17 protein-coding genes and 1 pseudogene are annotated in these 14,534 nt (G+C 53.4%); 2 read left to right on the top strand and 16 right to left on the bottom strand.

Annotated elements, in window-relative coordinates:
• Window positions 1-8 precede the first annotated feature (8 nt).
• Genes tadA through murQ form a run of 4 tightly spaced genes read right to left on the bottom strand, consistent with a single transcriptional unit; the run spans window position 9 to window position 3,470 of the window.
• Complete coding sequence (gene tadA, locus AC534G_RS06435; protein ID WP_038642688.1) at window positions 9-506, bottom strand: tRNA adenosine(34) deaminase TadA; 498 nt, start codon at window positions 504-506, stop codon at window positions 9-11.
• Between the two features lie 57 nt (window positions 507-563).
• The gene (yfhb, locus tag AC534G_RS06430) at window positions 564-1,199 is read right to left on the bottom strand and encodes a phosphatidylglycerophosphatase C (protein WP_496594520.1); all 636 of its coding nucleotides are present in this window, start codon (window positions 1,197-1,199) and stop codon (window positions 564-566) included.
• 3 nt (window positions 1,200-1,202) lie between these two features.
• On the bottom strand, window positions 1,203-2,567 hold the full coding sequence (locus AC534G_RS06425; protein ID WP_085049301.1) for a PTS transporter subunit EIIC: 1,365 nt from the start codon (window positions 2,565-2,567) through the stop codon (window positions 1,203-1,205).
• Window positions 2,568-2,576: 9 nt separating this feature from the next.
• Window positions 2,577-3,470, bottom strand: a complete 894-nt coding sequence (gene murQ / locus AC534G_RS06420) for an N-acetylmuramic acid 6-phosphate etherase (protein WP_110498799.1) — start codon at window positions 3,468-3,470, stop codon at window positions 2,577-2,579.
• A gap of 117 nt (window positions 3,471-3,587) precedes the next feature.
• On the opposite strand from murQ, the gene AC534G_RS06415 reads away from it, so the two are divergent.
• Window positions 3,588-4,436: a MurR/RpiR family transcriptional regulator gene (locus AC534G_RS06415; RefSeq protein WP_085049300.1), complete on the top strand. Its 849-nt coding sequence runs from the start codon at window positions 3,588-3,590 to the stop codon at window positions 4,434-4,436.
• A 55-nt stretch (window positions 4,437-4,491) separates the two neighbouring features.
• Window positions 4,492-4,752, top strand: a complete 261-nt coding sequence (locus AC534G_RS06410) for a YfhL family 4Fe-4S dicluster ferredoxin (protein WP_038642696.1) — start codon at window positions 4,492-4,494, stop codon at window positions 4,750-4,752.
• Here AC534G_RS06410 and acpS read toward each other — a convergent pair.
• From acpS to rseD, 12 genes and pseudogenes are all read right to left on the bottom strand, one after another.
• Window positions 4,749-5,129, bottom strand: coding sequence for a holo-ACP synthase (gene acpS, locus AC534G_RS06405; RefSeq protein WP_038642698.1), 381 nt, complete (start codon window positions 5,127-5,129; stop codon window positions 4,749-4,751). The two genes, AC534G_RS06410 and acpS, sit on opposite strands and share 4 nt — an antisense overlap.
• A complete protein-coding gene (gene pdxJ / locus AC534G_RS06400; RefSeq protein WP_003838383.1) occupies window positions 5,129-5,860 on the bottom strand; it encodes a pyridoxine 5'-phosphate synthase in 732 nt (243 codons plus the stop codon). Before pdxJ ends, acpS begins: the two co-directional genes overlap by 1 nt.
• 11 nt (window positions 5,861-5,871) lie before the next feature.
• The gene (gene recO, locus AC534G_RS06395; RefSeq protein WP_038642700.1) at window positions 5,872-6,600 is read right to left on the bottom strand and encodes a DNA repair protein RecO; all 729 of its coding nucleotides are present in this window, start codon (window positions 6,598-6,600) and stop codon (window positions 5,872-5,874) included.
• A gap of 134 nt (window positions 6,601-6,734) precedes the next feature.
• Window positions 6,735-7,640: a GTPase Era gene (gene era, locus AC534G_RS06390; protein WP_110497136.1), complete on the bottom strand. Its 906-nt coding sequence runs from the start codon at window positions 7,638-7,640 to the stop codon at window positions 6,735-6,737.
• Window positions 7,637-8,317 (bottom strand): ribonuclease III, encoded by a 681-nt coding sequence (gene rnc, locus AC534G_RS06385; protein WP_003037579.1) that lies wholly within the window; start codon window positions 8,315-8,317, stop codon window positions 7,637-7,639. The genes era and rnc overlap by 4 nt, the downstream gene beginning before the upstream one ends.
• A 269-nt stretch (window positions 8,318-8,586) precedes the next feature.
• A complete protein-coding gene (gene lepB, locus AC534G_RS06380; RefSeq protein ID WP_038642704.1) occupies window positions 8,587-9,561 on the bottom strand; it encodes a signal peptidase I in 975 nt (324 codons plus the stop codon).
• A 15-nt stretch (window positions 9,562-9,576) separates the two neighbouring features.
• On the bottom strand, window positions 9,577-11,376 hold the full coding sequence (lepA, locus tag AC534G_RS06375; RefSeq protein ID WP_038642706.1) for a translation elongation factor 4: 1,800 nt from the start codon (window positions 11,374-11,376) through the stop codon (window positions 9,577-9,579).
• A 270-nt stretch (window positions 11,377-11,646) separates the two neighbouring features.
• Window positions 11,647-12,111 carry a SoxR-reducing system protein RseC gene (gene rseC / locus AC534G_RS06370; RefSeq protein ID WP_038642708.1) on the bottom strand — a complete coding sequence of 155 codons (465 nt, stop codon included), beginning with the start codon at window positions 12,109-12,111 and terminating at the stop codon, window positions 11,647-11,649.
• Window positions 12,108-13,064, bottom strand: a complete 957-nt coding sequence (rseB, locus tag AC534G_RS06365) for a sigma-E factor regulatory protein RseB (RefSeq protein ID WP_038642710.1) — start codon at window positions 13,062-13,064, stop codon at window positions 12,108-12,110. The genes rseC and rseB overlap by 4 nt, the downstream gene beginning before the upstream one ends.
• Window positions 13,064-13,714 carry an anti-sigma-E factor RseA gene (rseA, locus tag AC534G_RS06360; RefSeq protein ID WP_110497132.1) on the bottom strand — a complete coding sequence of 217 codons (651 nt, stop codon included), beginning with the start codon at window positions 13,712-13,714 and terminating at the stop codon, window positions 13,064-13,066. Before rseA ends, rseB begins: the two co-directional genes overlap by 1 nt.
• 31 nt (window positions 13,715-13,745) lie before the next feature.
• Window positions 13,746-14,321 carry an RNA polymerase sigma factor RpoE gene (gene rpoE, locus AC534G_RS06355; protein WP_003037573.1) on the bottom strand — a complete coding sequence of 192 codons (576 nt, stop codon included), beginning with the start codon at window positions 14,319-14,321 and terminating at the stop codon, window positions 13,746-13,748.
• Window positions 14,318-14,483 (bottom strand): annotated as a pseudogene (rseD, locus tag AC534G_RS06350) (rpoE leader peptide RseD). Before rseD ends, rpoE begins: the two are co-directional and overlap by 4 nt.
• Between the last annotated feature and the right edge of the window lie 51 nt (window positions 14,484-14,534).

Here is a 14,534-nt window from a genome sequence, read left to right as displayed (position 1 = left end):
ACCGGCATTTACGCATTGGCGGATTTTTTCAGGGCTTTAATTTCCTGACGACGCATACGAAAGAAATCGCTGAGCAGCGTGGCGCATTCATCCCGCAGGACTCCCTCTGTCACTTCAACCCGATGATTCATTCCAGGGTGATGTAGCACGTCAATTAATGAACCCGCCGCCCCCGTTTTCGCATCGCGCGCGCCAAAAACCACCCGGCCGATACGGCTGTGCACCATCGCGCCGGCGCACATCACGCACGGCTCCAGAGTGACGTACAACGTGGCATCCAACAGACGGTAATTTTGCAGCACCAGGCCGCCCTGACGCAGCGCCATAATTTCAGCGTGGGCCGTGGGATCATGGTGACCAATCGGCCGATTCCAGCCTTCGCCAATGACGCGGTTATTATGCACTAATACTGCGCCCACCGGGACTTCACGCTCATCCCAGGCGCGCTTAGCCAGCGTTAAAGCATGACGCATCCAGTATTCGTGGCTAAATTCAACTTCAGACAAAGGGGGTAACTCCAGTAATCAAAGCGGGCGCATTATACACAGACGCTATCGTTTACTCTATTCGAGTTGTTGCAGTTCCCCACGCGGCGTGACGCGCCAGCGATGCTGGCAAAAAGAGAGCAGCGGGTTGTCCTGCTTACTGTCGCTAAAACCACTATAAAGTTGCAGCGGCGCGCCAATCTGACGTTCCAGCTGTGTCACTTTCTCATGCCCCAGACAACGCAGAGGCAGCACCCAGCCACCGTATCCTCGCGCCATTTTACTGGCGATCAGATTGACGCGTGGTAGCCACGGGGTATCAAAGTAAACCTGCTCCACCAGCGACTGTGGGGAGCCGGTGATAAGCCAGATGTCGGCGTCAGAACTTAACAGATAAGTGGTCAGCCGCTGCTGTACGAGCGGAAACGCCGTCACGTTATCGCGAAACCAACGTACAAAATCGGCCTGGTGCGCTTTCAGACGCGCCTCGCTACGACCAAAAGTGCATCCCCACAACAGCAGGCTCATTGGCCAGCGGGCCGCGCGTCCTTTTATCAACAACGCCAGCGCAATCACCGGTAACAGAGGTAGCACAAGCAGCACGTTCAGCGGCTGACGACGCAGCAGATAACGTATAAAACTCCCGAACATATCCTGCTGATGTAACGTGCCATCCAAATCAAAAAAGACAACGCGGCGCTGGTGATTGGTCAAACTTTATTCCTCTGGATCGTTGAACCCCAATAGCCAGGTAAACAGAAACCCGGCAATAACTGCTACCAGATAGCCTAACAGATAGAACATCACTTTTCCGGCAACAATCGTTAATGCCAGCGGTAATCCTGAGATACCAAAGGTGATAACCGTCGCCACTTTCCAGTAGCTTATCAGCGCCCCGCCTACCGCTCCGCCAAGACAGGCACCGATAAACGGCTTACCCAACGGCAGCGTAACACCAAAAATCAGCGGTTCGCCAATCCCCAACAATCCAACCGGCAACGCCCCTTTGATCACCTTTTTTAGTCGTGCGTTGCGGGTTTTCATCAGCACCGCAATCGCAGCACCGATTTGCCCAACACCCGCCATTGCAAGGATTGGGAAGAGCGCGTTATAACCATGCGCCTGCACCAGTTCGACGTGGATAGGCACTAACCCCTGATGAAGTCCGGTGAGCACCAGCGGCAGGAAGGTTCCCGCCAGTATAGCGCCGACCAGAAAACCGCCGCGATCGATAGCCCAGGATGCGCCGTGAGCGATAGATTCGGAAATCCAACCGCCCAACGGTTGCAGCGCCACTATCGCAATAGCCCCGGTAATAATGGTGGTCAGCAGTGGGTTAAGGATCAGTTCCAGTGATTCCGGCAGCAGTTCGCGGAATTTGCGTTCGATCCAGCACATCAACGCTACCACCAACAGCACGGCGATTACCCCGCCGCGCCCCGGCTGCAGCGTTTCGCCAAACAGGGTAATTTGCGCCAATTGCGGACTGGAGAGGATCCCCGCCATCACTCCGCCCATCGCCAGAGAACCACCAAACACTTTAGCGGTATTCACCCCGACCAGAATATTCATAATGGCAAACACGGCGCTGCCAAATATGCCCATCAGTCCAAGTAAATTCGGATAGTGGGTCGCAAAATCCCCGACGATATCCGGTCGCTTAAGGATGTTAATAATGCCGGTAATTAAACCGGAGGCGATAAACGCCGGAATAAGAGGGATAAAGACGTTCGCCAGCTTACGCAGCGCATCGCTCATCGGCGCTTTGTATTTCGCTTTAGCCGCTGACTTCGTGCGCTCGATATCATGCGCATCGGTGCGCTCGCCGCCATCGGCAATCAGGGCGCGCATAGCATCCACCACCCTGGCGGCTTTACCGGGACCGACGATGATCTGGTGCTGCGCGCCCTGCTTCACGTAGCCGCTGACGCCGGACAGTTGCTTGAGTCGGGATACATCGAGCTGAGCCTCATCCCGGACTTCCACCCTGACACGGGTCATACAGTTTTCCAGGCGCAGAATATTTTTCTCTCCGCCAACGCCCAGCAGAATGTCGCTGGCCAGCACCGCCGTCTTATCCATATACACCTCTTAGTGTTCTAACGCCGCGCGTAAAAAACCCTGGTGAGCGGCAAGCTTTTCGCGGGCGGCAGCGGCGTCCAGGCCGGTGAGCGCCATTAAAATGGCGGGTTTAACCTCAAAGTCAGTCTGCTTTAACAGCGCTTGCGCCTGCTCTCGCGCAATGCCAGTGGCCTCAACCACCATGCGACACGCCCGATCGACCAGTTTGACGTTGGTTGCCTGCATATCCACCATCAGGTTCTGATACACCTTGCCAAACTTCACCATCGCACCGGTGGAGATCATATTGAGCACCAGTTTTTGCGCAGTGCCGGATTTCAGTCGTGTTGACCCCGTCAGGGCCTCCGGCCCTACCACAGGGGATATGGCAATATCCGCTTCATGAGCAATAGGAGAGTCCGGATTGCAGGAAATCGCCACCGTCGTACAGCCTACCGTCCGGGCATATTTCAGCCCACCAATCACATATGGCGTACGACCTGAAGCCGCCAGACCAACCACCAGATCCTCTGGGGTAAGGTTGAGCGTACGCAGATCGTCTTCACCTAACTGCGGGTTATCTTCCGCGCCTTCAACCGCCTTCAGCAACGCGCCCGGTCCTCCGGCTATCAGGCCAACCACCAGACCGTGCGGTACGCCGAAAGTCGGTGGGCATTCAGAAGCATCCAGCACGCCAAGACGCCCGCTGGTACCCGCGCCCATGTATATAATGCGTCCGCCCGCTTTAAGCGCATCCGCCGCCGCATCGACCGCTCGCGCAACGTCAGGAAGAGTGGCTTTTACTGCTTGTGCTACCAGCGTATCCTGTTGATTAAAACGATGAACCAACTCCAGCGTGGAGAGCGCATCAAGATCCATGGTCTGAGGGTTACGGGTTTCTGAAACTAATGCACCGAGATTCATTTTTTGGTCCTTAGGAATTTTTAATTCATAATAATCTGTCATAATGGAATATTATATTCATCCAGGCGAGGGAAATTTTGTTTTGTAATCGCCATCACGTTTTCGCCAGGAGACAGCATGAACTGTTTAATTCGCATTCGTCAGCGTTACCCGGATCTCGCGCAAAGCGATAAAAAACTTGCGGATTATCTCCTTGCTCAACCGGATACCGCGCGTCACCTCAGCTCACAGCAGTTGGCCTTCGAAGCGGGCGTCAGCCAGTCCAGTGTGGTGAAGTTCGCGCAAAAATTGGGTTTTAAAGGATTTCCGGCACTGAAACTGGCGATTAGCGAAGCGCTGGCCAGTAATCCCAACCCCCATTCTGTTCCGGTGCATAACCAGATTCGGGGTGATGACCCGATGCGTCTGGTGGGTGAAAAGCTGATTCAGGAGAACGTGGCGGCGATGCATGCGACGCTGGATATTAACAGCGAAGAAAAACTGTTGGAGAGCGTCACGATGTTGCGCTCTGCCCGACGTATTATTCTGACCGGTATTGGCGCATCGGGTCTGGTCGCGCAGAACTTTGCCTGGAAGCTGTTGAAGATAGGTTTTAACGCGGTAGTCGAACGTGATATGCACGCCCTGCTGGCGACGGTGCAGGCGCTTTCACCAGGCGATTTGTTGCTGGCTATTTCGTACACCGGTGAGCGCCGCGAACTTAATCTGGCGGCAGATGAAACGCTGCGTACCGGGGCCAAAATTCTCGCCATCACCGGATTTACGCCCAATGCCCTGCAGCAACGTGCAAGTCATTGTCTGTATACGATTGCCGAGGAACAGGCTACGCGCAGCGCCGCGATCTCCTCCACCCACGCGCAAATGATGCTCACCGATTTACTGTTTATGGCGCTGGTGCAGCAGGATCTGGAGCATGCCCCGGAACGCATTCGTCACAGCGAAGCGCTGGTAAAAAAACTGGTCTGAGCAAAGAATGCGCGTATAATGCCCGCCCGATTTGTGATGTTTTGAGAGTTTCCTGATGGCCCTGTTAATCACTAAAAAGTGTATCAATTGCGATATGTGCGAACCTGAATGCCCGAATGAGGCGATTTCGATGGGTGACAGCATTTACGAGATTAACAGCGACAAATGTACGGAATGCGTAGGCCATTACGACACGCCAACCTGCCAGAAGGTGTGCCCGATCCCCAATACTATTTTGAAAGATCCGGCACATTTAGAGAGTGAAGAGCAGTTGTGGGATAAATTCGTCCAGATGCATCACGCGGACAAAATCTAACTTTCAATAATCACCGTGGCGCAGGCGTAGTGACGTTCATCGGCCAGCGTCACATGCATATGGGCGACGCCGAGTTTTTCCGCCAGGTTTAACGCCTCCCCCCATAACCGCAGACGCGGCTTACCGAGCTCGTCGTTGAAAACCTCAAACTGGTTGAATGCCAGGCCGTTGCGGATACCCGTACCAAAGGCTTTTGCTGCCGCTTCTTTAACCGCAAAACGCTTCGCCAGAAAACGCACCGGCTGCTGATGCGTCTCCCAGATTGCCCATTCGTTGTCGCTGAGCACGCGTCTTGCCAGACGGTCACCGGAGCGGGAGATCACCGCTTCAATGCGGGCAATCTCCACGATATCCGTACCTAATCCCAAAATCGCCATTAGCCACGCGCTTCCAGCATCAGGCGTTTCATTTCTACTACCGCGTCTTTCAGACCGCTCATCACTGCGCGTCCGATAATGGCATGACCGATGTTCAGTTCGTGCATTTCAGGGATCCGCGCGATGGCTTTAACGTTGTGGTACGTCAGGCCGTGACCCGCATTCACCTTCAGGCCAAGGCTTGCGGCAAAGGTCGCTGCTTTGGCGATACGCGCCAGTTCGCTGGCCTGTTCCGCGTCAGTTTTCGCATCAGCGTAACAGCCGGTGTGAATTTCAATAAACGGCGCGCCAACTTCAGCAGCGGCTTTAATCTGTTCTTCGTCGGCATCGATGAACAGCGAAACCAGAATGCCAGCATCCGCCAGGCGTTTACAGGCGTCGCGCATTTTGTCGCGTTGACCGGCGACGTCCAGACCACCTTCGGTAGTAACTTCCTGACGTTTTTCCGGCACCAGGCAGCAAAAATGCGGCTTCGTCTCAACGGCAATGGCCAGCATCTCTTCGGTTACCGCCATTTCCAGATTCATACGGGTATCCAGCGTCTGGCGCAGAATACGCACGTCTCTGTCGGTAATATGGCGACGGTCTTCACGCAGATGTACGGTAATGCCGTCTGCGCCCGCCTGTTCAACGATAAACGCCGCCTGAACCGGGTCCGGGTATGCGGTGCCGCGTGCATTACGTAAAGTGGCAATGTGGTCAATGTTGACGCCTAACAGTAATTCAGCCATGACAATCCTCGTTAATCATTTTTAATTTTTACTGCGCGTTTTGGCATAAATTGCCGGAACAGTTCCCGGCTTTTTAACGGCTTACCACCAAGATACGGCTTTAACGCCATGCGGGTAAAGCGTTTCGCAGCGCGAAGCGTATCAGCATCCGGAAATTCACGCGACTCAAGCGCTTTCAGATGGCGTCCGGTAAAGGTGGCGTTATCAATCACGACACTTGCGATAAATCCTTTCTCTTCCCGATAGCGATAGGTCATGGTGTCATCTACCGGCTCACCGCTACCCGCGCAGTGGGTAAAATCCACGCCATAACCCAGATGACCGAGTAAAGCCAGTTCAAAGCGACGCAAGGCAGGCTCTGGCGAACCCGTCGCGCCTGCCAGCGCCTGAATACAGTTCAGGTAGTCGAAAAAGAGTTCAGAAAAGCGGGTCTCGTATTCAAGCACGCGTGAGATAAGCTCGTTGATATACAGACCGCTGTACAACGTAATACCGCTTAGAGGGAGTGCCAGAGAGACGGCTTCGGCGCTACGCAAGGTTTTGACCTCACCACGTCCACCAAAGCGAAGCAGTAACGGCGTAAAAGGCTGGAGTGCGCCTTTAAGATTAGAACGTTTGGAACGCGCGCCTTTGGCTACAAGGCGCACGCGGCCCGATTCTTCCGTGAAGACGTCCAGTACGAGGCTGGTTTCGCTCCACGGGCGGCTGTGCAGGACAAAAGCGCGTTGCCATCCTTCCATCATAATACTCGTCGTCTTTCAAGTTGCAGGTGCGTTAGCTGCGCCCGTTCACCCCAGTCACTTACGAGAGTAAGCTCCCGGGGATTCACGGACTTGCCGCCTTCCTGCACCTCGAAAGCCATAGAGTATTAAAACTACTGGTCGTCGCCGTAACCGAGGCTGCGCAGCGCGCGTTCGTCATCGGCCCAGCCGGATTTCACTTTCACCCACAGTTCAAGGTGAACAGGCGCTTCGAACATTTCCTGCATGTCTTTACGCGCTTCAATACCGATGGTTTTAATTTTGGCCCCTTTGTTGCCAATCACCATCTTCTTCTGCCCTTCACGTTCGACAAGGATCAGACCGTTGATATCGTAGCCGCCGCGCTCGTTAGAGATAAAACGCTCAATCTCAACGGTGACGGAGTACGGCAGTTCAGCGCCCAGAAAACGCATCAGCTTCTCACGGATGATTTCAGAGGCCATAAAGCGCTGAGAACGATCGGTGATGTAATCCTCCGGGAAGTGATGAATTGCTTCCGGCAGATGCTTACGTACGATACCCGCAATGGTATCAACATTCAGACCGGTCTCGGCAGAGATCGGCACGATGTCGAGAAAGTTCATCTGGCTGGCCAGGAACTGCAGGTGCGGCAGCAGATCGGCTTTTTCCTGAACGTTATCGACTTTGTTCACCGCCAGAATTACCGGGGCTTTACCATCACGCAGCTTGTTGAGCACCATTTCGTCGTCCGGCGTCCAGCGAGTGCCTTCCACAACGAAAATCACCAGCTCAACATCACCAATCGAGCTGCTCGCCGCCTTGTTCATCAAGCGGTTAATGGCACGTTTTTCTTCCATATGCAGGCCCGGGGTATCAACATAAATCGCCTGATACGCGCCTTCGGTATGGATGCCAACAATACGGTGACGAGTTGTCTGAGCCTTACGAGAGGTAATAGAAATCTTCTGCCCAAGCAGATTATTCAACAAGGTGGATTTGCCAACGTTCGGGCGGCCGACGATGGCAATAAATCCGCAGTAAGTTTTATCGATGCTCATTCCAGCTCCAGTTTTTTCAACGCCTGTTCGGCGGCAGCCTGCTCAGCCTTACGACGGCTCGAACCTGTGCCAACCACCGGTTCACTCAGGCCGCTGACCTGGCAGTGGATAGTAAATTCTTGATCGTGAGCTTCACCACGGACCTGCACCACCAGGTAGGACGGCAGCGGCAGGTGGCGACCCTGCAAATATTCCTGCAGGCGCGTTTTCGGATCTTTTTGTTTGTCGCCTGGGCTAATTTCATCCAGACGGGTTTGATACCAATTCAGGATCAGTTGTTCAACGGTTTGAATATCGCTGTCGAGGAAGACGCCGCCGATCAAAGCTTCAACGGTGTCCGCCAGGATCGATTCACGACGGAAACCGCCGCTTTTCAGCTCGCCTGGCCCCAAACGTAAACATTCACCGAGGTCAAACTCACGGGCTAATTCTGCCAGCGTATTACCGCGAACCAGCGTCGCGCGCATGCGGCTCATATCACCTTCATCCACACGCGGGAAACGGTGATATAACGCATTAGCGATGACAAAGCTCAAAATAGAGTCGCCTAAAAATTCTAAACGCTCGTTATGTTTGCTGCTGGCGCTACGGTGAGTTAATGCCTGCTGCAACAGCTCCTGATGATTAAAAGTGTAGCCCAGCTTCCGTTGAAGCCGATTAATTACGATGGGGTTCATGCGATACCAATAAATGAATGCGTCAACAATTCAGCACACGAAACAGACCTGATATACGCCATTCACTTAGCCATCTGGCATCGTCTGAATGCTTTTGTATACAAACCAACGCTGTTTCGTGTGCCGTGGCAACCTGTCGGTGCCAACCTAAAACTTCGGGGGAATATTCTATACACAACGACAAGGGATGTCGTTAGTCTGCGGGAATTTATCCGAGAAATAATTCACGTTGTCGCCATAATGACGACAACGTGAACGATTATTAGCAATTAATGAATACCGCCAATACGGCTTAAACGCACGCCGGTCGGCCATTCACCCTCTTGCTTGTCGAAACTCATCCAGATTGCAGTCGCTTTACCCACCAGATTCGCTTCCGGCACAAATCCCCAGTAACGGCTGTCCGCGCTATTGTCACGGTTATCACCCATCATGAAGTAGTGTCCCGGTGGGACGATCCAGGTCGCTAGCTGCTGGCCAGGCTGACGGTAGTACATCCCTACCTGATCCTGCGCGATTGGCACGGTCAGAATGCGGTGCGTTACCTCACCGAGCGTTTCTTTACGTTCGGTGAGGCGAATACCGTTCTCTTTCGTTTCGTTCAACGGAACTTCAAAGAAACCGCTGGTCGCTTCCCCGCCGTTGCGACGAGCAAAGGTCTGCACAAAATCACTTGGCTGAACATCAGAGTAGGTTACCGGCAGCGCATTTTCACACGCCTGACCGGAGCTGCAACCAGGCTGAATAGTCACCTCTTTCGCCACCGGATCGTACGTCACTTTGTCTCCCGGTAAACCGACAGCGCGTTTGATGTAGTCCAGACGTGGATCTTCCGGGTATTTAAATACCACGATATCACCGCGTTTCGGATGGCCGGTTTCGATCAACGTTTTCTGGTAAATCGGATCTTTAATCCCGTAGGCGAATTTCTCCACCAGAATAAAGTCGCCAATCAACAGCGTCGGCATCATCGAACCTGACGGGATCTGGAACGGTTCATAAATAAACGAACGCACCACCAGCACGATAGCTAATACCGGGAAAACGGATGCGCCAGTTTCCAGCCAGCCCGGCTTAGGGGCCACTTTTTTCAGCGTTGCTTTATCCAGTGAATCACCTGCAGCAGCTTGCGCTGCTGCCTGACGCTCCCGGCGTTTTGGCGCGAAAATGAATTTATCTACGCACCATAAAATGCCCGTCACTAGTGTGGCAATCACCAGAATCAGGGCAAACATGTTCGCCATGCCAACTCCTTAAGATTATTTGCTGTCTTTACCGACATGCAGAATGGCGAGGAACGCTTCCTGCGGCAGTTCGACGTTACCGATCTGCTTCATGCGCTTTTTACCCTCTTTCTGTTTTTGCAGCAGCTTTTTCTTACGGCTGATATCGCCACCGTAGCATTTCGCCAGAACGTTTTTACGCAGTTGCTTCACCGTTGAACGCGCGATGATGTGCGTGCCGATGGCCGCCTGGATCGCGATATCAAACTGCTGGCGCGGGATCAGATCTTTCATCTTTTCGACCAGCTCACGGCCACGGCTCTGGGAGTTGTCGCGGTGAGTGATCAGCGCCAGCGCATCAACACGTTCGTTGTTGATGAGGACATCAACACGCACCATGTCAGATGCCTGGAAGCGTTTGAAGTTATAGTCCAGCGACGCATAGCCGCGGGAGGTCGACTTCAGGCGGTCGAAGAAGTCGAGTACCACTTCCGCCATCGGAATTTCATAGGTCAGCGCGACCTGGTTACCGTGATAAACCATGTTGGTCTGTACGCCACGTTTCTCGATACACAGCGTGATGACGTTACCAAGGTAAGCTTGCGGCAGCAGCATGTGACACTCGGCGATCGGCTCGCGCAGTTCGTAGATGTTGTTCAGCGGCGGCAGCTTGGACGGGCTATCGACGTAGATTGTCTCCTTCGCCGTGGTTTCCACTTCGTAAACTACGGTCGGCGCGGTAGTGATCAGATCCAGATCGTATTCACGTTCCAGACGTTCCTGAATGATCTCCATGTGCAACAGGCCGAGGAAGCCGCAGCGGAAGCCAAAGCCCAGCGCGGTTGAGCTTTCCGGCTCATAGAACAAGGAAGCGTCGTTCAGGCTCAGCTTGCCGAGCGCATCACGGAAGTTTTCGTAATCGTCAGAGCTGACCGGGAACAGACCGGCATAAACCTGCGGTTTCACCTTCTTGAAACCTGGCAGCGCTTTCTCTGCCGGGTTACGCGCAGACGTTAAGGTATCACCCACCGGGGCGCCAAGAATGTCTTTAATCGCACAAACCAACCAACCTACCTCGCCGCATTTCAGCTCGGTACGGTCAACCTGTTTCGGCGTGAAGATACCCAGACGGTCGGCGTTATAAACCTGACCGGTGCTCATCACTTTAATCTTGTCGCCTTTACGCATGGTGCCGTTTTTAATACGCACCAGCGAAACCACGCCCAGGTAGTTATCGAACCAGGAGTCGATAATCAGCGCCTGCAATGGGCCTTCCGGATCGCCTTCCGGCGGCGGAATGTCGCGCACCAGACGTTCCAGCACGTCGGTCACGCCCACGCCGGTTTTCGCCGAGCAGCGTACTGCGTCGGTGGCGTCGATGCCGACGATATCTTCAATTTCTTCCGCTACACGCTCAGGGTCAGCGGCTGGCAGGTCAATTTTGTTCAGTACCGGCACCACTTCCAGATCCATTTCCATGGCGGTGTAGCAGTTGGCCAGCGTTTGCGCTTCTACACCCTGCCCGGCGTCAACCACCAGCAGTGCGCCTTCACAGGCGGCAAGCGAGCGGGAAACTTCATATGAGAAGTCGACGTGGCCCGGGGTGTCGATAAAGTTAAGCTGATAGGTTTCACCATCAGATGCTTTGAAATCGAGCGTCACGCTCTGCGCTTTGATAGTAATACCGCGCTCACGCTCAAGATCCATCGAGTCGAGAACCTGCGCTTCCATTTCACGGTCAGACAGGCCACCGCAGATCTGGATAATACGGTCAGACAGCGTCGATTTACCGTGGTCGATGTGAGCTATGATTGAAAAGTTACGTATGTTCTTCATATAGAGTAATTATTGTGCCTTACGCCCGCCTGAGCAGGCTCTGAGAAGTCGCTGATCTGAGCTTAACGTCTGTTTAAGTGAAACGCCGCATTCTACACTACAACGCTGAGGCGAGGAAACGTTCATAGAGCAAGGATAGCGGGAACTGGAAACAACCTTACAAAGTCGGTGAAACTTTTGCCGGATGGCAGCATAAACGCCTTATCCGGCCTACACTTGCATCTGAAAACGCGGTAGGCCTGATAAGCGCAGCGCCATCAGGCAAAGATATCACTGCTGGGTTTCAACGCGAATAAGATCGGGCGGGAGGGCAACGTTCAGAATGACCGGCTGCCAGGCTTCACGTTCAGCAAGCTTACGGGAATATCCGCGGGCGATCAGGAATCCGCCCACGCCACCCAGTACAGCCCCGCTTAAAGCTGCCAGGTCGGAGCCAAACAGCACCTGGAACAGCGCCGCGAAAAGAAAGAGCCCCGCCAGCGGAGACATATAAACCAGCATCGCCGATCCCAACAGGCTCCTCTCGGCAATGCCCAGCTCAACTTTTTGACCAGGGGCCAATGGCTCATCGCTGGGTACCACAATAGTGTGCGTGGTCTGCGGTCCAAGTTTATTCAGCACGCGGCTCCCGCATCCGGTCCGGGAAGCACAGCTACTACATGACGCTTTCACATCACAGCTGACCGTCGCCAGACCATTTTGCCAGGAAACGACTGTCGCCCACTCTTTGATCATTGTGCGGCCCTGAACTTAATATTGTCCGCGATACGCTTCGCCGTTTGTGGCGGCAGCTCGCCCACTATCGTAATTTCCGCGTTATCACGCACGCTGGTGCTGACCGTTCTACGCCCGGTTCGCAGCAGTTGATCGGTGCTGTTTTGCGTCGCGCGGTTTACGTTCACGGAGAAACTGAACAGGCCATCCGAATAAAGGCGTGATTCAATCGGCATGTTATCCATGGTCGGCAGCGGACGTCGACTGCTGGAGACTTCACTAAAGCCTTGCGGCACCCATGATGGACTCCAGTTGAAGTTGGTTTTTTCACCCGCAGGAACCGACAGCAACGGCGGTAGATTGGCTTTCGCCAGCGTCTGCATGCTGTCGCTAACGCCGTTGTTTACGGTAAAGGCGATGACGCGGAACTGTTCCAGCGTTTCGCCATCACGATCGAGAAGATCGACACGCATCGGTAGCTTGGTTTCGGTGTCCATCCAGACGATATAGCTGTAACGGGTGCCGTCACGAGCGACAACGCGGATCACTTCACAGAGCCGATCGGCAATGCGAGTGCGGCCTACTGAAATAAAATCATAGTAGGGTGCAAGGCGTTTGAAGTCGGTATAAATCAGGGATGGCAATGAATCAACGATATAGTCGCCGTTCAGCGTGAACGGTTCGAGCCCAGGCTCGAAATAACTTATTTCATTGCCGCGTTGCACCACTTCCCGGCGCGGTCCATCCAATTGCAACAACTGTGCTAACGGACGGTTATCCTGGCGGGCATGGCGATAACGTAGGGATTCAACACCCTGTTTATTGATGCTGACAAATGACAGCTCATAGGTTAGCGACTGGCTGGCCAGATTCATCTGCTGCAACAACGCCCCGGACGCAGGATTGGCCGAGGCGTTTACAGAGAAGAACAGGCTACCAGCCACAAGTGACATGGCAAACCAAAGTTGCTTCATTACTGCGATTGCGTTCCTAAAGTTTGAATTCCTGGCACCTGCACAGCGGCTTGCTGTGTTTGCGCCTGCTCAAACTGAAGCTGTTCAGAGTGCAGTCGACGTTGCAGTTCGTAATCCTGCAACATGGCATTAATACGACGACGCTGCTCCTGTACCTGCTGTTGCTGACCGCCGCTGGCTGTCGCGTCAGAAGGTACACCCAGGCTTACCGGACTGGCTTTACCCATCATCGGTAATGTATTAAATACCGGCGTTTCGGGCTGCTGGGACGTTTCAGATTGACCGTTATAGTGCTGGACGCCAACAATAACTGCAAGTGATACACACGCGGCCACCCCCATTTGGGTAAGCTGCGCGGCCCACGGACGCATTTTCTTCCAGAATGGCATTTTCTGCCACTGGTGCGGTGCTGGCTGGGCCTCAGGAATCAATGGCGCCGTCTGACGTACTGGCTCATCCTGGATGGCAGCCATTACGCGGGCGGAAATATCGAAATGGAGAACGTCGGCGGTATCACCTCGCATGGAATCGCGAATCAGGTGATAACTCTCCCAGGTTTTTTGCATTTCCGGGTCGTGAGTCAGCTCTTTAAGCAACTTAGTATCCAGCGTTTCGCCATCCATTAAAGCGGAAAGTTTTTCTTTCTGCATGCCTAATACCTTTTCCAGTATCCCGCTATCGTCAACGCCTGATAAGCGGTTGAACTTTATTATCAATAGCTTCCCTCGCTCGGAAGATACGTGAACGCACCGTACCTACCGGACAATCCATGATAGCGGCTATCTCTTCATAGCTCAGGCCATCCAGCTCCCGCAAGGTTATTGCCATGCGTAAATCTTCCGGGAGGGACTCAATAGTTCGGAAAACTATCTGTCTCAGTTCTTCTGACAACATTAAGTTCTCAGGGTTCGAAATTTCTTTCAGTGCACCGCCACTTTCGTAGTTTTCTGCTTCAATCGCATCTATATCACTGGAAGGTGGACGACGCCCCTGAGCGACCAGGTAATTCTTCGCTGTATTGACTGCGATACGATACAGCCAGGTATAAAAAGCACTATCCCCCCGGAACGAGTCCAGCGCACGATAGGCCTTGATAAATGCTTCTTGTACTACATCGGGTACATCGCCCGACGGTACATAGCGAGAAACCAGACTCGCCACCTTATGCTGATAGCGGACTACCAGTAGGTTAAAGGCTTTCTGATCTCCCTTCTGGACCCGTTCTACCAGGACCTGGTCCGTTAACTGCTCGCTCATCCGAGGTAAAGTCTCCCCAAACCAAATTTCCACGCGCTGTCGAAACGCCACTCCATAAGCTTCACTATGAGCAAGCAAATGCTTAGAGTGCTCAAGTTTCGTAAAGTTCCGTTACGCATTTGTTTTTTGTTTGTCATGTTGTAGACAGGTCTTATCTCTCATTATAAGTCTACATAACCCGATCAACGCACTATCTGTAAGAAATGCCCATTT

The organism is Citrobacter sp. CRE-46 (assembly GCF_059615875.1).
This window is presented reverse-complemented; position numbering and strand designations above follow the sequence as displayed.

Coding starts and splice junctions, on each gene's coding strand:
- era (WP_110497136.1), bottom strand. CDS start 7,640: ATGAGCATCGATAAAACTTACTGCGGATTTATTGCCATCGTCGGCCGC.
- AC534G_RS06425 (WP_085049301.1), bottom strand. CDS start 2,567: ATGGATAAGACGGCGGTGCTGGCCAGCGACATTCTGCTGGGCGTTGGC.
- pdxJ (WP_003838383.1), bottom strand. CDS start 5,860: ATGGCTGAATTACTGTTAGGCGTCAACATTGACCACATTGCCACTTTA.
- rseC (WP_038642708.1), bottom strand. CDS start 12,111: ATGATCAAAGAGTGGGCGACAGTCGTTTCCTGGCAAAATGGTCTGGCG.
- rseB (WP_038642710.1), bottom strand. CDS start 13,064: ATGAAGCAACTTTGGTTTGCCATGTCACTTGTGGCTGGTAGCCTGTTC.
- murQ (WP_110498799.1), bottom strand. CDS start 3,470: ATGAATCTCGGTGCATTAGTTTCAGAAACCCGTAACCCTCAGACCATG.
- lepA (WP_038642706.1), bottom strand. CDS start 11,376: ATGAAGAACATACGTAACTTTTCAATCATAGCTCACATCGACCACGGT.
- rpoE (WP_003037573.1), bottom strand. CDS start 14,321: ATGAGCGAGCAGTTAACGGACCAGGTCCTGGTAGAACGGGTCCAGAAG.
- rnc (WP_003037579.1), bottom strand. CDS start 8,317: ATGAACCCCATCGTAATTAATCGGCTTCAACGGAAGCTGGGCTACACT.
- AC534G_RS06415 (WP_085049300.1), top strand. CDS start 3,588: ATGAACTGTTTAATTCGCATTCGTCAGCGTTACCCGGATCTCGCGCAA.
- rseA (WP_110497132.1), bottom strand. CDS start 13,714: ATGCAGAAAGAAAAACTTTCCGCTTTAATGGATGGCGAAACGCTGGAT.
- acpS (WP_038642698.1), bottom strand. CDS start 5,129: ATGGCGATTTTGGGATTAGGTACGGATATCGTGGAGATTGCCCGCATT.
- recO (WP_038642700.1), bottom strand. CDS start 6,600: ATGGAAGGATGGCAACGCGCTTTTGTCCTGCACAGCCGCCCGTGGAGC.
- AC534G_RS06410 (WP_038642696.1), top strand. CDS start 4,492: ATGGCCCTGTTAATCACTAAAAAGTGTATCAATTGCGATATGTGCGAA.
- lepB (WP_038642704.1), bottom strand. CDS start 9,561: ATGGCGAACATGTTTGCCCTGATTCTGGTGATTGCCACACTAGTGACG.